An 18,370-nucleotide genomic window follows, 5' to 3' on the forward strand; every position below is an offset into this window, starting at 1 on the left:
TAAGATCCAAATGTAGAGGTGTGATAAACATCAAACAGCGCACCGACACAAGCTACTCTCAGATTCGGTTCTAACGTGTCGGTTGTCGATTACTCTCCAGATCACATTCCAGATTCAAATCCGATCCGTGTTCCAGGCGATTCACCCTCAAGAAACGGTCCGATTCCCTCTCGGTCGAAGACGAAGGCGGGTGTCTCAAGTGCCAACAGCGCGCGTACTTTCGCGGCCATGCCACCAGTGACGTCTGTCGATTCGCTCGCACCGAGCGCGTGGGCTACATCCGCGAACGTGTCGATGTCGGGAACGACCGCTCCTGCATCGAGAACACCCGGCACTGCAGAACAGAGTCCAACGCGCTCAGCATCGAGATCAGTGGCAAGGACACGAACCAACTCGTCACCGCTGACGATTGTGGTTCCCTCGCGTGCGTGCGCGATGACATCACCATGGAGGACAGGAACGAATCCCTCTTCGAGCATCGTCTGTACCTGCTGTGTTGAGAGCAGCAGCTCACCATCGACTGTTCGAGTCCCGACAGAAAGCGGATGGACGGGAAGCGCTGGGATTCCCTCGGTAGCCAGTGCATCGATGACTATTCTATTGAGGGATTTCATCGCCTCGTGGATAGCGCGGGTAGCATCGGTGTCGTGCGTGCCTGCCGTCCGACTGACGGCGTGTTCGGTTGCGTGGTGGTGACCGAAGCTTCCCCCGCCGTGAACGAGTACGAGATCAGCGTGCTCGTGTCTGGCGATCGTCTCGCTCGCGTGCTCAAGTGCGTCTCGATCGACTGTTTCGGGCTGATCCTTGTCGGTGATAACACTCCCACCGAGCTTGAGAACGGTCGTCATTCTGCCTCCACCCGCACACCGTCTCTATCCAATTCAGCACGAAATGCCTCCTCACAACCGGGCGTGTAGCTGAGCGCGGTCGCTGTACTTGGGGATTCATCGAGCGCAACGATACAGCCGCCACCGCCTGCGCCCGTCAACTTTGCACCGAGAGCATCGGCATCGCGTGCGGCCCACACCATCGCATCGAGCGAGCGAGAAGAGACACCGAGTGCTGAGAGTAGTCCATGATTGAAATCCATCAACTGACCGATTTTGTGGATGTCGCCCTCAGCAAGCGCCCGTTCACCTACTCGGACGATGTCACCAACCGTCCGTACTGTATCTGCAGCGAAGTCATACTCCTCACGGAGTGAGCGCACGCCAGAGACGAGTGCGCCTGTATCGCCAGTTCCGCCGTCATATCCGATGACAAACGGAAGTCTCGAAGCATTCTCGATCGGACGGCAATCGTCACCTTCGACACGGACTGCTCCACCCATTGCCGAGCAGAATGTGTCTGCTCGTGAGGCTTGTCCGTCTTGGACATCGTATTCGACACGATAGGCGCGGTCTGCGATCTCCGTGGGCGAAAGCTCGATTCCGATTTCGCGCGTCGCAGCATCGATGGCTGCGACTACGACAGCTGCGGACGAACCAAGGCCTGCCCCCAGCGGAATGTCGCTTTCGATGGTGATCGTGAACCCGACGTTCTCGTCGGCCACATCGCGGACCTGATCGATCGCACCATCAACGTAGCCCACTGCAGCCTCGACGAGCGGGCGTGGAACGTCGACATCTGCGTTCAAGACTCCATCACCGTACTCAACAGAGAATCCATCGAGCGTGAGATCCTGAGTCTGTACCCGAAGCCGATCGTCGTCGCGTGCTTTGGCGGTCACTGTTGCCCGGCGTTCGATAGCGCACGGAACCGCTGGTTCCCCGTACACGACGGCGTGCTCGCCGAAAAGATACACCTTCCCCGGCGCGCTTGAAACAGTCATGCCTCTTCCTTCCGAGAGAGATGGCTAAAAACATCCGAACCGCGTCGCTTTCGCTCGTTGGATCTGACCGGACGAACCGATCCTCCGGGAAGCGCTCTACGATCGAGAACGAGGGCTAACAAGCGTGACAAACGGTGCATAACCGACTAACTGTGTCACCACTCATAAGGAAAACAGCCAGTTACAACGCACAGATACGACGAAAAGCGGCGGTTCAGATACCTTCCTCGAAGTCTTCTAGCGCGTACGTCGGTTCGCCACCACGGTTGTCGAGAACCTCGTTGGCGAGGAGCCAGTAGACGACAGAAAGCGCTCGACGACCTTTGTTGTTCGTTGGAACGACGAGATCGACGTTGTCGGTCGTGTTATTCGAGTCACACATCGCGACGACAGGAATGCCGACGGTAATCGCTTCCTTGACGGCTTGTGCGTCGCCAATCGGGTCGGTTACGACGACAACGTCCGGTTCGATGTATCCCTCGTACTTTGGATTCGTGAGCGTTCCTGGGATGAACCGGCCGGTTCGTGCGCGTGCACCGACGGCCGTCGCGAACTTCTCGGCAGGGAACCGACCATACTGACGCGAGGAAGCGACGAGGATCTGGTCGGGCTGGTAGTTAGCGATGAATTGGGCAGCCGTTCGGATGCGCGAATCTGTCCGGCTCACATCGAGCACGTACAGTCCATCCGTCCGAACACGATGGATGAACCGCTCCATCGATTCGGTTTTTTGTTGGGTGCCGATGTGAACACCGGCAGCGAGATAGTCCTCGACTGGGATGAGGAGATCTGCTTCCTCATCTGGCATTACATCCTCGTCGAGAACAGGCTCGTCCTCGGTGGCAACCTCATCTGCCTGCTCGGGTTCGTCTGCCGTTTCTGTCTGTGATTCTGCTTCTTTCTCTGCGTCCGTCAGCGATTCTGTGTTCATATCCGTATTTTCCATCTCGGTCTCGGGAGACTGATCGTCGTCCGAAGCAGACTCCTCAAGACCTTCTTCGTTGTTACTCATGCGTTTGTCTCGATTCGGATGAGTTCGTTAAGTTTCGCTGTTCGCTCGCCACCAACCGCACCCGTTTTGATGAACGGGGCAGCGGTTGCCACGGCGAGGTGTGCGATGGTCGTGTCCTCAGTCTCGCCGCTCCGGTGTGAAATGACCGGAGCGTATCCGTTTTCAACGGCGAGTTCGACGGCATCGAATGCGTCTGTCAGTGTTCCGATCTGGTTCGGTTTGATGAGAATGCTGTTTGCTGCATCCTGCTCGATACCCTCTGTGAGCCGATCGGTGTTCGTCACGAACAGATCGTCACCACAGACGAGCGTTTGGTCACCGACACGTTCTGTCAGCGCTTCGAAGCCGTCATAGTCGTTCTCTTCTAATGGGTCCTCGACGTACACGAGGCCGTACTCGGTGACGAGATCAGCAACGTACTCGATCTGCTCGTCGGTCGTCCGTGATGTGTCTGAATAATGGTATTTTCCCCCATCAAACAGCTCTGATGCTGCTGCGTCGATGCCGAAGCTGATCTCAAAGCCCATCTCCTCGCTGACGGTCTCGGTCGCTTCGGCCATGATTTCGAACGCCTCACTGTCAGCGATCGATGGCGACCACGCGCCTTCGTCGCTCTTTTCGGCTGAGATCCCACGGTCTGAGAGGATGTCATGGACCGCCTGATGCACTCTGGCGTTGGCAAAGACGGCATCCGAAACGCTCGGTGCGCCGACTGGCGCTGCGAGGAACTCTTGAATGTCGGTTCCGCCCGTAGCGTGTTCACCACCACCAATAGCGTTTCCGAGCGGTGTCGGGTAGTCCCCACCACGGAATGCACCACCGAGATGCTGATAGAGCGGCGCACCGAGCATATCCGCTCCAGCCTTTGCTGCTGCCATGCTGATTGCGACCGCGCTGTTCGCACCGATCTCACCGAAGTTGTCGGTTTCATCAGCCTCACGGAGCGTTCGATCGATGGATCGCTGATCACCAGCGTAGACTTGCCCTTCGAGCCGTGGAATGGCGAGCGATCGGGCTTGTGCAATAGCCTCGTCCGCGGGGAGTTCGATGGCCTCGTACTCACCGGTGCTCGCACCGCTTGGGGCACTTGCGCGTCCAAAACCACCACTTTCAGTAGAGACATCCGCTTCGACAGTCGCGTTCCCTCGGGAATCGAGGACCTTTCGAAGACGAATCTCAGTGATGAGTGTCATTGTAACTCTCCTCTGCCGTTGTTGTCGCTATCTCCAGATCCCCGCTTTACGGTAAAGGGTAACACTCCTGCGTCGTACTCCTCGGCCGCAATGAGAATCGGTTCAGTCTGAGTCGTATCAACGAGGACGGGGGCCCCGAAGGTTACCTGCAGCGCTCGTGCGCCGATGATGCGTGCTTTCTCATATCGGTTGTGTCGCTGTTGCATCGACATCACTGGTATGGGGAAACGACGTCAACGAGGTCTTTGTGCGAGACGAGCATTCGTCTACAACACGGCCGCTCGATACCGAGGTTATCGAGCACAACCTCGGGTGATTCATCACCTTCACGCGTACGTTGTTTGAACTCCTCCCAGTGCTCTCCGACGACCTTACCACACGTGAAACACCGAACGGGTACCATCATGACGTGATCACCTTAACGATAAGATTTCTGGTAGCGAGCGCGGGCTCCGGGACCGCCCCACTTCTTGGATTCGGATTGTCGAACATCGTTCACCAGCAGCGACCGATCGAAGCTCATGAACGCATCGCGCAGTTCTGCGTCGTTCGTGTGCTCAACGAGTCCACGTGCGATGGCCGTCCGAACTGAATCGGCCTGTCCGCTGATTCCACCGCCGGAGACGCTGACATCGATATCGATGCCGTCACGGAGCTCTTCGTCGGCGATACGAAACGGCTCCAGCATTTTCAATCGGGACTGTTCCGGCTCGACTAGTTCGACGGGCTGTGCGTTTATGCGAACTCGCCCTTTGCCATCGCTGACGGTGGCACGGGCAATTGCAGTCTTTTTCTTTCCACTCGTGTTGGTTACCATGTGACGTTTGCCCCCAGTCGCTCGCTGATATCGCTCAACGAGACAAATTTGATGTTCGATAGTCGATCGAGCGAGGTGTCTTCGAGAACCTCGGGCTCTACTTCAATGTCGCTTTTGCTTTCGTACGGATTCCCGATATAACATCGGACGTTCTCGAACGCCTCTCTCCCGCGTGGACGTTTGTATGGAATCATCCCACGGATCGAGCGTTTGAAGATCCGGTCCGGACGCTTTGGGTAGTATGGACCCCGGTCAGAGCCGACATCCAGACGCTTTTCGAAGACAGACATGACGTCCTCGTCGTTCCCGGTGATGACGGCTCGCTCTGCGTTGACAACAGCGATCCGTTCACCATCGAGTGCACGACTGGCAACGTTGCTCGCCACGCGTCCGAGAATACAGTCTCGGGCGTCAACGATCACGTCTGCGTCGAATTCAGCGGCGTTCATCGAATCACCCGGACGCTAGATCCTTCGGGATTGCGCTCAAGTGCCTGTTCGAGTTCGATGGCCTCACCAACCTGACCGATCTTGGTCTGGGCCGTACCAGAGAAGTCGACGGCAGCAACGGTGACCTCCTTTCGGAGCGCACCACTACCGAGAACTTTTCCGGGAACGATGACCGTCTCGTCCTCTTTGGCGTACCGCTCGATGCGACCGAGGTTAACCTCGGCGTGCGTCCGCCGGGGCTTTTCCAGCCGCTCGGCGACATCACCCCATACGGCGGCACCGCCTCTCGCAGCCCGCTTGCAGTCGGCGATGAGACTCTTCAGTCTCGGGTTTGTCTTATTCATGATCCTGAGAAATGCAGGGAGCAGGATTTGAACCTGCGGACCTCTACAGGACAGCGCCCTGAACGCTGCGCCGTTGGCCAAACTTGGCTATCCCTGCTCATCGTGTGTGTTGGCCGGGACTCCCACATACCACTTTCGATGCGCTCGCCGTGTGTCGGTCGAGACGATACAACCAAACCCGTAGCCGTAACCGCAACCGTATCAGCTGACGTTACGCTCGCTGTGGTTGTGGCTCGGGTAGTGGTTGTAGTTGTGGATGTGAGAGTCTCGGTTGTCATAGTGAAACTGCCTCTTCGAGTTCGTCTGCTCTGTCGTGGAGCGTGTCGCTGGCTGCAAGCACCAGTTCATCGACGCTCATCGATCCGTCGCTTTCGACGTGGAACACGAATGCGTTCGGCACGTCGCGCACCGCAACTTCCTTTCCTGGGTAGCGATTTGTCAAATCGTTGTCGAAGGTCTCGGTTGCAACGAGCTGACCGTTCGCCGGTTCGACGCCGTCGTTTCCAGCAACAGCGTGCTCTGCGGAACTCTCCTTGATGATTCCGCGGAGGATATTCGGCTCGGTTGGTTCGTCCTCGAACGATTCTCGATCACCGACGACATCGACGGTTTGGAGATGGCGATATCCAACCGCGACACCACCTTGATTCTTGGCGTGCTCGCGCCCGCGACTCATCACGGCATCGGCTTCGAGTTCGAGCCGTTGCGGTGAGTCGGCCGTCTCTGGGTATTTTAATTCGATGATCGGGATGTTCTTATCGGCAGGCTGCACGAGTGCGTCGCTCGATACGAGATCGCCGGAGTAGGCGGTTGCCGGTCCCTCGACATCCATCGCCAACGTGACGCTGTCACCTTCCTCGAACTCGCCTGCTGGCGTCGTGAGTGGAACCAGACCCAAGCGGAGAGCGATCTGCTCGTCGAACATCACGGACGAGTTCTCGACGATTCGAACGGAGTCGATCGAAAGCGTCGGGACGTCCGCGATGAGCGCTCGCCGTATCCCATTTGCGAACGCGGGAGTGACATCGTGGACGACAAAGCGCGCTTTGCGCTCGTCCCGATCGATGAACTGCACCTCGAAATCACCTGTCATATCAGAACCCGCTGTTTTTCGGTGGTCGAGTCCCGTCGTGGGGGATTGGGGTCACGTCTTCGATTCGGCCGATTTCGAGCCCTGCTCGGGCGAGTGCTCGGATCGCTGCTTGTGCGCCCGGACCAGGATTTTTCTGTAGGTTGCCACCAGGCCCACGGACGCGAACATGGACGCCGTCGAGACCTTGTGCCAAGATGTCCTCTGCGACGACTTCGGCCATCTGCATCGCTGCGTACGGCGAAGCTTCATCGCGGTTTTGCTTTACAACTGATCCACCACTGGATTTAGCGAGCGTCTCTGCGCCCGTCTCGTCCGTGATGGTGATGATGGTGTTGTTGAACGATGCGTGAATATGGGCGATACCCCATCGTCCGTCAGATTCCGAACTCATGATATGTTACTCTTGACCCTCCGCCCGAGCCGGGTGAAGTTCGTCGGCCAGCGGGCTTGTTTCGTTGTATGCGATACTGTCCTCTTCGTGGGTGTGGACGGTGTAAGATGGCACTGTCACACTGCGACCGTTGACCGTGACGTGGCCGTGGGTGATGAACTGACGCGCCTGTTTCGGCGTGTTTCCGAGACCCTTACGGTACGCAATCGTCTGAAGACGGCGTTCGAGAAGGTCTGTCTCATCGAGACTGAGAACGTCGTCGGGGCCGTCTTCTGAACCGAGAATCCCGGCTCGGCGGAGACGGTCCAAGAACTCCGTTGCCTCTTCTGCGGCAGCTTCTACGTCGCCCTGTTCACGCCCGAGAAGCGATCGGGCTTCCCGTCGGTACGATCGCAGTTCGGACTGGGTTCGCCAGAGTTCCTCTTTGTTTTGGAGGCCGTAGCGACCGAGAAGACCTCCTTCCTCGGCGATCCGTTCGCCCTGATAGGGGTGATTCGGCGTCTCGTAAAATTTCGTGTTCTTCCCGAGTGTCATTACTCAGCCTCCTCCTCTTTGATCGCTTCAACGTTGACGCCGACCGTTCCTTCGGTACGGCCGGTGGACTTGGTACGCTGTCCACGAACCTTCTGGCCGCGCTTGTGGCGGACGCCCTTATACGAGTCGATCATCTTCATACGGTTGACGTTCTGTCGAACCGTCATTTCGAGATCGTTGCCCGTCTCGTGGGTCGTCGATCCCGTGAAGTAGCTCCGGCGGTGATTCGTGAGCCACTCGGGGACGGTGTCGGCGTAGTTCTCAACCTGGTCGATGACAGCATCGATCGTCTCGTCGTCGAGACGACCGAATATGGTTGTGCGGTCGATACCAACGCTCTGGCAGATGATTCGGGCAGTCCGTCGACCGATACCGTTCATCTCGCTGAGCGCCCGCTCGGCGGACTTCGTTCCGTCGAGATCTGTTTGTCCGATGCGGACGAAATATCGGATATCCTCCTCATCATCCGCTTGGGTGTCTTCCGAACTCATGGATGGTGATCAGACGTCGTGGCGGGGATTCGAACCCCGGAGGCTTAACGCCACTGAGTTAGCAACCCAGCGCCTTGGGCCATGCTTGGCTACCACGACACATACTACCGCCCAGGCGTACCCGGACTCGGGGAACCGCACCCCTACATTCGATTGTACTCATAGCAACCCGGTGGTCGTACTTAAATACACCGATGACCGGGAATCGAGTGTTGGAATACCATACAGAGTGGCCCAATTCAGTTGGAATTAGAAAGTTATATTAAGCATGAAAAACCGGCAACGACCGATTGTTACTTGGACGGTACCTGTGGGTGATCAGCGTCACGCACCGATATACTCCTCGTTGATGACCCACTCATCATCGTCTTTGATCATATACTCGCCATAGTACGGCACGCGGTCGTGTACGACGTCGCGAAACGCTGTTCGGATCTCGGGTTTTGTCATCTCACCCATCGACTTGAGGTCGTCGTTTCGGTTGAGACAACCCTTGAGGTAGCCGTTGTGGGTCACCCGTACGCGGTGACAGTTAGCGCAGAAATCCTCGTTTCCGACTGGATCGACGACTTCGACCAGACCACCGTCGATCCAGTACCGTCGGCGGTCGTGCATAGTGCGGTGTTCAACTTGATCGGCCTGCTCATTGAGCCAGCCGTGAACCCGATCGATGTCGATCGCCCAGTCAGGCCGACCAGCGAGTTCGGGCATGTACTCGATGAGTTGGAGCTGGAGTCCCTCGTTTTCGGCGACGTGTTCGACCATCTCGGGAACGTAGCCCGCTGTCGCATCGAACACGACCATGTTCAGCTTGACTGGTGTCAGTCCTGCATCGACCGCCGCGAGAACGCCCTCGATGACGTCGTCGTAGGCACCACTCTGTGTGACCTCACGGAAGGCTTCTGGGTCCAGCGCGTCTTGAGAGACGTTTACGCGATCGAGACCAGCATCGAGAAGCGCTTCAGCCCGGCCCGGGAGGAACGTCCCGTTGGTTGTGAGGGACACCTCCATTGAATCGGGTGTTCGGCGAACGATCGTTTCGAGATCATCTCGAAGCATCGGCTCGCCACCAGTGAACTTGACCGCATTGACGTCGAACTCCTCAGCTACTTCGAGGAACTGAACGACGTCGTCGGTACTCATCTCCTCGTCTTGTGGCTCCATCGGGCCACGTGTGTCGCCCAACCCTTCGTTGTGACAGTAGATACAATCGAAATTACAGCGATCGGTGAGCGAAACCCGAACACCGGTGACCGCACGACCGAACCCGTCGATGAGCATGTTCGATACTACCACTACGCAGGCTTAAGCCCCGTGGCGATACTGACCCAGATGTAACCATATTTGATTACATGCTCGGTTGATGTATGCTCAGACGGTTACAGACTACTCGAAAGGAGGATTGATTCACGTGCCGAATCTGCTTGCAACCGGATCGGTCACAATCCTTATTCGCGGGCCAGCGATAACGGTGATATGAACAAAGACGATATTCTCGACCGGCTCAAAGCGGTCGAGGACCCCGATTTTGGGGAGGATATTGTATCTCTTGGATTGGTCAACTCAGTCGAGATCGAAGATGAGTCGGTGCACATCTCACTCGCACTCGGGGCTCCGTACTCGCCCAACGAAACCGCGATCGCACAGGACGTGCGCGAAGTCCTCGCAGAGACGGACCTCGACGTGTCGCTCTCGGCCGCTGTTGACACCGGACTGTCCCCCGACGAGCAGGTGCTTCCGAACGTGGAAAACATCATCGCCGTCGCGTCCGGGAAAGGCGGTGTCGGCAAGAGCACCGTCGCGGTGAATCTCGCCACCGGACTCGCCGACCTCGGTGCCAACGTCGGTCTGTTCGATGCCGATATCTACGGTCCAAACGTCCCACGGATGGTAAGTGCCGACGAGGGACCACAGGCCACAGCCGAAGAAACGATCATCCCGCCGGAGCGATTCGGTGTGAAGCTGATGAGCATGGCGTTTCTCGTCGGAGAGGACGATCCTGTCATCTGGCGCGGCCCGATGGTGCATAAGATCATCACCCAACTCTGGGAAGATGTCGAATGGGGCGCACTCGATTACATGGTCGTCGATCTTCCACCTGGGACGGGCGATACGCAACTCACACTCCTCCAGAGTGTCCCGCTTGCGGGAGCGGTCATCGTCACGACACCACAGACGGTCGCGATCGATGACGCTCGAAAAGGGCTCCGCATGTTCGGCAAACACGACACGCCCGTACTCGGTATTGTCGAAAACATGAGTTCGTTCCGGTGTCCTGACTGCGAGTCAACACACGCGATCTTCGGCGAGGGAGGCGGACGGGCGTTCGCTGACGAGGTCGATATGCCCTTCCTCGGCGAACTTCCGCTCGATCCGAAGGTGCGCGAACGGGGCGATGACGGTGACCCGATCGTACTCGATGAAGACTCCGAGACTGGGCGTGCGTTCCAATCGTTCACGGAGAACGTTGCGAACAACGTCGGAATCGTGCGGCGAAAACAGAACTGAACATGGGTGTCGAAAACGATCCGGAGAAGGCAGCGTTTCTGCGGGAGATTGCCGAGGAGGTACGCGACGAGACCGAATCGAATAGCGAGCAGGTCGCTGCCATCCTGTACAGAGTGTCAGATATATATGACGAAAGTGAAGACACAACGCCACAGGACATTTATCTGAATATGAAGTATATTTTGAATGTGAAAGAACAGGGCGGGATCAAGCGCCGCCAATAGTTCTCACGAGATTACTGTGGCTCGTGGGGCGTCGCAAACGCTGATTCATTTTGAGCGGTCACGACGAGAATGAGTGAAGTCAGATTCAGAACCCGACGCACACAAGCGCTTTACTCTCGGCCTCTCGTTCGAAATAAGCGTGACATATAGGTAGATAGCCTTCCAAATCGGGCTACAATGGGTTGGCTCCGTGATCATCTCTTCGCCGTTTCGATGGTGGTGTTCATCGTTTCCGGTATCGTGTCGGCTCTCGTGATCGGCTACGTCGGGCTACTCGTTGCCTCGGCGTTCTGGTCTGGCGGATTGACTGTGAGTTTCTTGCTCGGCCTCGCGCCGTCTCTCGTGATTCTTTCCGTTTTGCTCGTTGTCACTGCCCTCTCCGGCGTGTCTCTTGGCTGGGCAGTTCTCCGTCGTCTATCGCTTCCCCGGGGCAAGCGGTTGTATCCCCTCATCGAACGGCTGGAGCGCCGGAACTCGAAACTTGATACGCTCGGATTGTCCAAGTTTGTGGAACCACCAGAGCCATCAGAGGAAGAGAAGATGGACGAGGTGAAACAGCAGTACGTCGAAGGAACGATCAACGAAGATGAATTCGAGCGGGAAATCGAACGCCTCACGTCCGAATCGAGCGAGCGAGACGACGAACCGTTCCGAACGCGGAACACACGGCGTTCAGAGCGCGAGCACTGATTCTGATCGGAGAACAGCCAAGTATTGTTCTTTTAGAACTTCACAAGATCTGATAGCGCAACAGAGCCAGCAGTTGAGATCAGTAGCGGGCTGTGGCAAAATCACTACGATTCGAGCGATTCCACCCGTCTAGTAATCGCTGTGTTGACGGAAGCAGTCGGTCATCAATGGGCGGGTTGACAAACCAAGCAGCACCATTGAGTTCACCGGGCTGGACAGAAATTGACCCGCCCACGTACTCAGCCTGAAAGAAAGCTCTGAGGACGTGCAGACGTTCGTTGTACCCTTCACAAGTAGCAATTTCGTGACGCAGGTGATTGAGTCCCAGCAGAGAGATATCGATAGCAACTTCCTCGGCTACTTCTCGATGAACAGTTGATTCTAGGGTTTCGTCGTTCTCCTGTCCGCCACCGGGGACTCCCCAGTCGGAGCTTTCTCGTCCGAGAATCAGCAAGACGCGCTCTCGCTCGTCTCCTTCAACAGCCATTGACTCTGTGAGTTCAGCCTGTTGGTCCGGGGATCGACGAATCAGAGCGTACGCACTTCCGATATACCCAGCATTAGACATCTCGATCCACTCCTCGAATCGATTAGCAGACGGTGTGTCGTGACGCTCTCGAATTGGTGTTTCGCCAAAGTGATCGAGTAATCGGTCACGGCGGCGTTCAATCTCTTCACGATTGATCTCTTTGTAAGTCATAGAATACTACGCTCGTTCAACAGAATAAAACTCTGTCGAAATAACGGCAACTATCGAGGAACTGACACCACACGTTGAGGTGTCACGCCCTGAATACAGCAGACAGCATCAATCATCGATCGCCATCCCCCACTCATTGGAGTGATCGTAAATGTTCGTGATGTGCAGGACGCTCGTGGCAAGTCGAGTGGACTGTTTGAGAACCCGTTGTCTGTGTTCGACGGTCAAACACGCACAGACAGCGATACATGACGAACCACTCAAACCGAGCGTAGATGGACCTGTTCACATCCGTCTCGATTTCGTCAGCGGTCCGTGCCGACGGCCACCAAGGGTGTACAGCCAGAGTAAGATGAGCCCGAGCAGGTAGGCCCCGACCACCGGTAGTGAGAAGATGATCATCCCAAAGACACCCCCAGGGGCAGCGACCGCGATGACGCCGATGATGATGATCACGGCCTCGCGCCAGTGCTTGAAGATCAACCGATACGGAAGGAACCCGCCTCGGTGGAGGAACAACAATGTCGTCGGGATCGTTGCGAGCAATCCGATCCCGACAGTCGTGAAGAACACCAACCAACCAGCCGCGTTAATCTGGTATTTGATCAGCATATTCGCCTGAATCGCGTCGTACGCGAGCCACGAGATGACCGTCGGAGCGACGACCGCGTAGCCGAGAATACTCCCCACGATGAGAGCAACAAGTGAGGTGAACGACCACATGAACAGGATCCCTCGACCGCCGCCACTAGTACCCACGAGTCCGCGCTCTGCCAGCGCTGGCCACGCGTAGTAGAGGATCGCTGGGAGCGTGGTAGCCAACCCAATAACCGCCGCGAGTTTCATATCGAAGACGAGTGCCTCAACGGGGTGTAACGCGACGACACCGACCTGATCGGGGCGAATGCCAGCCGGCAAACGACTCAGGAAGTCCTCTTTCAGTACGGTCAGTCCTCCCTCGTACAGCACGGTGAAAATCACACCCATGACGAGCATGAACAGACCGACAATCCGGAACATCTTCGAGGTGAGACTACCGACGATGAACTGGACATCGTAGAAATAACCGCCAATATCGTCTTCAGAGCGCTCTTTTTCGGTGAACGCGTTGATCATCCCCGTCGTGGTCTCGGTGACGACATCCCCGGTATCACCCTCAGAAGACGCTTCGTCCGATTCTGATTCAGAGTCGGAATCGGGATCGGAATCGGGATCAGCAGGCCGGTCGGCGGGCGTATCGCCGTGACCGCTATCAGTAACAGCAGCGCCACCAGCCTCGGTTGGCTCGTCGGCAAACTCCTGTGCGGCATCGAACCGATCGAGGATTGCTTGCGCTTTCTCGGGATCGTTCGCGTCCATCGCCGCACCCGCGTGCCCGAGCGCTTCGTCCTCGGTCATGGCTGTAAACGCTTCGTCCGGTGCAACGGCAATACTGTCTGCATCGAGCCGTGAGAGATCGAGCGAACTCGGGTCACCTGTGCTTGCTGGCGAAGGACCCGATCGACTCACTGCCTTCGCGTCGACATCCCGGAACAGGTGGAAAACCAACATCCCACTCCCAACCAAAAGCCCGACTGTCACGCCGAATGCGATGGTGGCAGCGGGTTTTTGTATCGCAAAGAGCCACTCAACAGATGGGAGCGTTGGCACGTCGTACGGGAGTTGTCGGAGGTAGACGTTCGCTTTCGTACCATATCCGAGCGTAACGCCTCCGTACGCGAGACCTCCCGTCAAAAGCGTGCTTGCGACCACCGAAAGCCAGTGATCAAGAATGATTCTCCCGAGTCCAATCTGCTCTCGGGAGTACTTGACTGTGACAGCGAATTTTGAGGTCATAAGCCCGATCATATACAGACAGAGCATCGGAACTGCGACGAGCGACATCGAGAAAGGATCCGGCGAGCCGTTGACAATCGACGCGATGACAACAATTACCACGACTGCGTGGCGCCATTTCGAGACGAGCGTCGCGTAGGGAACGATCTCGGCGTATGAGAGCAACATCATCACGAGTGGGAGTTCGGCAGCGAGACCCATCGCTATCGAGAGAAGCGCCAAAAACCGGAACCATTCGACGATCGAATAGTGCGGTTGGAGACCGGATTGCACCGCATTGGACGTGAGAAATTCGAACAGCATCGGGAAAAACAGATAGTAGGAATAGACCACACCCCCGATAAAGAGTAGCACGACAGAGATTGCAAGAATAACCAGTTGCCACATTGGAATCGGGGACTGGGGAAGTAACCCTCGTTCCCGTAGTGTTTCACGAGAGACATACGCAATTGCGATGATCCCTACGATCCCACCACAGATGAGTGATACTTTCGTTTGCAGAAGGATAACATCGAACGGAGTAAGCGCGTTGAGGGTTGCACCATTTACTAGTAATTTCTTTTTTAGAATTCCAAGTAGCCAGTATTTAAGCGCATAGAACGCACCGATAAACCCGAGAAGAAAGACAATGAATACCTTTCGAAGCTCGGCCTGTGCGCCCGCGATCATATCACCCAGCACGGCGCGACCGTCGTCGATCGTTTGGAGGGTGCTCTCGTCAATCGCGCTTGCCATTGGGCCGTTTAGATCCTCAACTGTTGTCAATCTTCCCTCTCTGGAAACTATCATCTGAACCTGTGATCGAGGTTAGAAAAACACTCCACCCCATTACATTCGAATTATACCAACTTATGCAAATATGGCAATTACTAACTGTAAGAAAATACTATCGAAAATAAGACTTGAACAGTGGTATGTGCCAGTTCAAAACCACATGCTATAGACCCGACTCCAGACATAGTAACATATTCAGTCACATTATCGGACAAAGCTCAGGAACGCCAGCCATCTCGTAATGATTTCATATCCTACACGTTCGGAGAACTATTATAATTATTCAGGGTCAGAATAGACTAGAAAGCATATATAGGGGGACAAGAATACCACGGATTAAACACGATGGTTTTCTATCGGCTTGCATTCAAACCCGCTATCGGTCTCTACGGTCAGCACGATCCAAGTGCAGCTCTCTTCGAAGACGGTCAGCTCGTCTATGCGATTGAAGAAGAACGATTGAGTCGTCGAAAGCACGCTGTCGGTGCATTTCCTCGGAACGCGATTCAGGCATGTTTGGACTACAGAGATCTTTCGTTGAGCGATCTCGATGACATTGTTCTCCCGTACGATCCGTCGCTCCAGTGGAAGATCCTCCCGCATTATCTTGAAACAGCACTCTCAGCCGACAACTGGCTAAAGCGGTTTGTTTTCCTCGGAGATACGATTGTCACACAGGTTCGGGGGCAGATGTATCCCACACGCCAAATCGAGAACAAGCTCGCATCGATTGGGACGCCAGTTCCGCCGATCTCAACCCAGCCACATCACGCCTGTCACGCTGCGAGTGCGTTCCATCCGTCCGAGTTTGAAGAGGCACTCGTTCTCACCATCGATGCCAAAGGTGAGTACGACGCAACGACGGTCTGGCACGGGACCCCTGACGGTTTAGAGCGGATCCGAACGTATCCGCATCCGAACAGTCTCGGATTGTTTTTCGCCGTTGTCACCGAATACCTCGGCTTTCGAATGTTCAACGGTGAGGGGAAGGTGATGGGCTTAGCTCCCTACGGACGGCCGAATCGTACGATCGAATCTGCGCTCCGGGACGTGATCGAAACAGGGGCCGACTACGACGTGACTGATCTCACGAATCAGTGGGGAACCGACGCAGGAGTCGAGCAGTTAGAATCGATATTCGACCGTCCGCGTCGAAAGACATCGGGAGCGTTCACACAGTGGGAGAAAGACTTAGCGCTCACAGCCCAGTCGCTCCTCGAAGAAACGGTCGTCGACCTCGTCGAGACGTACTGTCGAAAGATCGGTACGAACAACGTCGCACTCGCAGGTGGGGTCGTGCTCAACTGCAAAATGAACCAGCAAATCATCAACCTCGACATCGTCGATGATGTGTTCATCCAACCAGTTGCAAACGACGCCGGTTTGGCGTTGGGAGCTGGCTGGCTCGATCAGTCACCAAGTACTGTCGATCAGATGTCCACAACCTACTTCGGGCCGTCGTATACGACGTCTGCGATCAAACAGCGGCTCGAAGCGAACAAGATCGAGTACACCGAGCCGGACCAACTCGAACGGACCATTGCACAGCGGCTCGCCGAAGGCTCTCTCGTTGGCTGGTTCCAAGGACGGTTGGAGATGGGTCCGCGCGCGCTTGGAAATCGGAGTATTCTCGCCGATCCCCGAACAGCTGATTCGCGTGACCGTGTCAACGAGCACGTTAAACACCGCGAAGGCTGGCGACCGTTTGCCCCATCGCTGCTCGAAACTGCCAGCTCTGAGTATCTTGGAACGGAGCAATCGTCCCCGTTCATGATCACCACGTCTACGGTCCCATCGGAACGAACCGACGAGCTCGAAGCGGTACTCCATCCGGCTGACGAGACAACGCGCCCGCAAACCGTCAATGATGATCAAAATCCACGCTACGCCAAACTCTTGCGGGAGTTCGAGAAAATAACGGGCGTCCCAGTGCTACTAAATACCTCGTTTAACGATCATGGTGAGCCGATCGTGACAACACCACAAGAGGCGATCAAGGACTTCTATGGAATGGGTCTCGATTACCTCGTGCTCGAAGATGTCGTTGTCAAGAAATAGATGTGGAAATGAAAGAAGCTGAACCAACGAACCCGCGAATAACGGTCCTCTTCGCGTTGTCGGTCGGTTCGATACGCAGAGTGCGGCTCTGTCGGAGATAGCTCCACGAGGCGAATCAGGCTAAGTGCAACAACACTATCGTGTCAGCTCCTTTGCTCGCATGTTGGCCTGACGAACAATTGATGGGTGACCCACTAACTCGATAGAAACCGTCTCGCCGTCGTGGTCCACGGCTCTGACATCGGCGTGATCGTACGCCCACGAGACGAACCGCATCGTTTCACCACTGTTCGAGAGGACGAACCGCGCTCGTTGTTCGGGAAGTGCATCGCGGATACGAGCACAAAGGTCATCGACGCCCGTCCCCTCAACTGCGCTGATTGCGGCCGGCGGCAGTTCGAACTGAGAGACCGCCTCACGAGCCGTCTGTCTATCATCCACGACATCGACTTTGTTCAGTACGGGAAGAATACGCACATCATCAGCGAGATGGTTCCGGGAAGTCTCTACTTTCTCGTGGAGGTCGTCCAATGGATCGCTCGCGTCGATCACGAGACAGACGAGATCAGCGTGCCGAACCGCACCGAGTGTCGACTCGAACGACTGTACTAACCACCCCGGAAGATCTCGGATAAACCCGATTGTATCGGTAACGAGAACCGCCCGTCCGTCGAGAGTCGCGCGCCGGGTCGTCGTTCCGAGCGTTTTGAACAGGCGGTCTTCGGTGCCAGCGGTCTCGGTGAGATCCGTGTGCTGCTCTCTGTCGACGGCGAGGTCGTCAGCGAGTCGACGAAGCAACGTCGATTTCCCAGCATTGGTGTATCCAGCCAACGCGACAAGCGAGAGACCAGCATCCCGGTGTTGCTCACGTCGCTTCGTGTCGGCGCTGTCGATCGATCCCAACTGTTCTTCAATGCGCTGGATGCGCTCTTTGATGTCCGTAACGCGACGGTTCTCTTTTTCACCGAGTCCACCACGAGATCGTCGCTCGTTCGCAACTTCTTTCTCCAACCGGATTTCTTCCTGCACACGAGGGAGTTCGTAGTGTAACTCCGCGAGTTGGACTTGGAGCTGTGCTTCACGGGTTCCCGCCTGTTCTTCAAAGATATCGAGGATGAGACGATATCTGTCGATGAGTCGTATTCCGTCAGGAACGATCTCACCGATGTTGTGAGCCTGCTGGGGACTGAGTTCGTTGTCGAAGATAACGCCGCTCGCAGCGGTCGCCTCGATGCGCTCTGAGAGTCGTTTGATCGCCCCCTGTCCGAGATTATACGTCGAGTCCTCCGAGCGAACCTGTGTGAGTTCGCCGACGATCTCGTGTCCTGCCGCCTCGGCGAGTGCACGTATTTCGGCCGTTTCTGCGGATCCAGCGTTGACGCGCTTTACAATTATTATTCTGTATCCAGACATTTTTGCTGTTTT

At 56.0% G+C, this 18,370-nt stretch carries 21 protein-coding genes and 2 tRNA genes; 4 read left to right on the forward strand and 19 right to left on the reverse strand.

All coding sequences use genetic code 11. The features are described from left to right. Positions 1 to 101: 101 nt before the first annotated feature. The 16 genes from MW898_RS11445 to moaA all read right to left on the reverse strand — a co-directional run bounded on the left by MW898_RS11445 (position 102) and on the right by moaA (position 9,436). Entirely contained in the window at positions 102 to 848 is a 747-nt protein-coding gene (locus tag MW898_RS11445; protein ID WP_248907314.1) for an isopentenyl phosphate kinase, read from the reverse strand. Then, on the reverse strand, positions 845 to 1,831 hold the full coding sequence (gene mvk / locus MW898_RS11450; protein ID WP_248907316.1) for a mevalonate kinase: 987 nt from the start codon (positions 1,829 to 1,831) through the stop codon (positions 845 to 847). Before mvk ends, MW898_RS11445 begins: the two co-directional genes overlap by 4 nt. A 214-nt stretch (positions 1,832 to 2,045) precedes the next feature. Continuing rightward, positions 2,046 to 2,843, reverse strand: coding sequence for a 30S ribosomal protein S2 (rpsB, locus tag MW898_RS11455; RefSeq protein WP_248907318.1), 798 nt, complete (start codon positions 2,841 to 2,843; stop codon positions 2,046 to 2,048). Further along, positions 2,840 to 4,036, reverse strand: a complete 1,197-nt coding sequence (eno, locus tag MW898_RS11460) for a phosphopyruvate hydratase (protein WP_248907320.1) — start codon at positions 4,034 to 4,036, stop codon at positions 2,840 to 2,842. Before eno ends, rpsB begins: the two co-directional genes overlap by 4 nt. Continuing rightward, the gene (locus tag MW898_RS11465; protein ID WP_248907322.1) at positions 4,033 to 4,242 is read right to left on the reverse strand and encodes a DNA-directed RNA polymerase subunit K; all 210 of its coding nucleotides are present in this window, start codon (positions 4,240 to 4,242) and stop codon (positions 4,033 to 4,035) included. The genes eno and MW898_RS11465 overlap by 4 nt, the downstream gene beginning before the upstream one ends. 5 nt (positions 4,243 to 4,247) lie before the next feature. Next, positions 4,248 to 4,442 (reverse strand): DNA-directed RNA polymerase subunit N, encoded by a 195-nt coding sequence (locus MW898_RS11470; RefSeq protein ID WP_248907324.1) that lies wholly within the window; start codon positions 4,440 to 4,442, stop codon positions 4,248 to 4,250. A 12-nt stretch (positions 4,443 to 4,454) separates the two neighbouring features. Then, on the reverse strand, positions 4,455 to 4,853 hold the full coding sequence (locus tag MW898_RS11475) for a 30S ribosomal protein S9 (RefSeq protein ID WP_248907326.1): 399 nt from the start codon (positions 4,851 to 4,853) through the stop codon (positions 4,455 to 4,457). Beyond that, on the reverse strand, positions 4,847 to 5,302 hold the full coding sequence (locus MW898_RS11480; protein ID WP_248907328.1) for a 50S ribosomal protein L13: 456 nt from the start codon (positions 5,300 to 5,302) through the stop codon (positions 4,847 to 4,849). The genes MW898_RS11475 and MW898_RS11480 overlap by 7 nt, the downstream gene beginning before the upstream one ends. Next, positions 5,299 to 5,646 (reverse strand): 50S ribosomal protein L18e, encoded by a 348-nt coding sequence (locus MW898_RS11485; RefSeq protein WP_248907330.1) that lies wholly within the window; start codon positions 5,644 to 5,646, stop codon positions 5,299 to 5,301. The genes MW898_RS11480 and MW898_RS11485 overlap by 4 nt, the downstream gene beginning before the upstream one ends. Before the next feature lie 12 nt (positions 5,647 to 5,658). Beyond that, a tRNA-Leu gene (locus MW898_RS11490) sits at positions 5,659 to 5,743 on the reverse strand. Between the two features lie 177 nt (positions 5,744 to 5,920). Beyond that, positions 5,921 to 6,739 (reverse strand): DNA-directed RNA polymerase subunit D, encoded by an 819-nt coding sequence (locus MW898_RS11495; RefSeq protein ID WP_248907332.1) that lies wholly within the window; start codon positions 6,737 to 6,739, stop codon positions 5,921 to 5,923. 1 nt (position 6,740) lies between these two features. Further along, entirely contained in the window at positions 6,741 to 7,130 is a 390-nt protein-coding gene (locus tag MW898_RS11500) for a 30S ribosomal protein S11 (RefSeq protein WP_248907334.1), read from the reverse strand. Between the two features lie 6 nt (positions 7,131 to 7,136). Continuing rightward, on the reverse strand, positions 7,137 to 7,664 hold the full coding sequence (locus tag MW898_RS11505) for a 30S ribosomal protein S4 (RefSeq protein WP_248907336.1): 528 nt from the start codon (positions 7,662 to 7,664) through the stop codon (positions 7,137 to 7,139). Beyond that, a complete protein-coding gene (locus MW898_RS11510; RefSeq protein WP_248907338.1) occupies positions 7,664 to 8,155 on the reverse strand; it encodes a 30S ribosomal protein S13 in 492 nt (163 codons plus the stop codon). The genes MW898_RS11505 and MW898_RS11510 overlap by 1 nt, the downstream gene beginning before the upstream one ends. A 14-nt stretch (positions 8,156 to 8,169) precedes the next feature. Beyond that, positions 8,170 to 8,254, reverse strand: a tRNA-Ser gene (locus tag MW898_RS11515). 225 nt (positions 8,255 to 8,479) lie between these two features. Continuing rightward, complete coding sequence (moaA, locus tag MW898_RS11520) at positions 8,480 to 9,436, reverse strand: GTP 3',8-cyclase MoaA (RefSeq protein ID WP_248907340.1); 957 nt, start codon at positions 9,434 to 9,436, stop codon at positions 8,480 to 8,482. Positions 9,437 to 9,631: 195 nt separating this feature from the next. Between moaA and MW898_RS11525 the strand changes: the two genes are divergently transcribed. The 3 genes from MW898_RS11525 (at position 9,632) to MW898_RS11535 (ending at position 11,577) form a co-directional block, all read left to right on the forward strand. Next, positions 9,632 to 10,663: an Mrp/NBP35 family ATP-binding protein gene (locus MW898_RS11525; protein ID WP_248907343.1), complete on the forward strand. Its 1,032-nt coding sequence runs from the start codon at positions 9,632 to 9,634 to the stop codon at positions 10,661 to 10,663. A gap of 2 nt (positions 10,664 to 10,665) precedes the next feature. Next, positions 10,666 to 10,887: a DUF7976 family protein gene (locus MW898_RS11530; protein WP_248907345.1), complete on the forward strand. Its 222-nt coding sequence runs from the start codon at positions 10,666 to 10,668 to the stop codon at positions 10,885 to 10,887. 177 nt (positions 10,888 to 11,064) lie between these two features. After that, positions 11,065 to 11,577 (forward strand): SHOCT domain-containing protein, encoded by a 513-nt coding sequence (locus tag MW898_RS11535; protein ID WP_248907347.1) that lies wholly within the window; start codon positions 11,065 to 11,067, stop codon positions 11,575 to 11,577. Between the two features lie 79 nt (positions 11,578 to 11,656). Here MW898_RS11535 and MW898_RS11540 read toward each other — a convergent pair whose 3' ends face one another. Further along, positions 11,657 to 12,277, reverse strand: coding sequence for an NUDIX hydrolase (locus MW898_RS11540; protein WP_248907349.1), 621 nt, complete (start codon positions 12,275 to 12,277; stop codon positions 11,657 to 11,659). Positions 12,278 to 12,562: 285 nt separating this feature from the next. Next, complete coding sequence (locus tag MW898_RS11545; protein WP_248907351.1) at positions 12,563 to 14,848, reverse strand: twin-arginine translocase subunit TatC; 2,286 nt, start codon at positions 14,846 to 14,848, stop codon at positions 12,563 to 12,565. 384 nt (positions 14,849 to 15,232) lie between these two features. Between MW898_RS11545 and MW898_RS11550 the strand changes: the two genes are divergently transcribed. Continuing rightward, positions 15,233 to 16,945 (forward strand): carbamoyltransferase family protein, encoded by a 1,713-nt coding sequence (locus MW898_RS11550; protein ID WP_248907353.1) that lies wholly within the window; start codon positions 15,233 to 15,235, stop codon positions 16,943 to 16,945. Between the two features lie 135 nt (positions 16,946 to 17,080). Here the strand turns inward: MW898_RS11550 and hflX are convergent, their stop codons facing one another. Then, entirely contained in the window at positions 17,081 to 18,358 is a 1,278-nt protein-coding gene (gene hflX, locus MW898_RS11555; protein ID WP_248907355.1) for a GTPase HflX, read from the reverse strand. Between the last annotated feature and the right edge of the window lie 12 nt (positions 18,359 to 18,370).

Origin of the sequence: Halocatena marina, from assembly GCF_023276375.1 — an archaeon.
GTDB lineage: Archaea > Halobacteriota > Halobacteria > Halobacteriales > Haloarculaceae > Halocatena > Halocatena marina.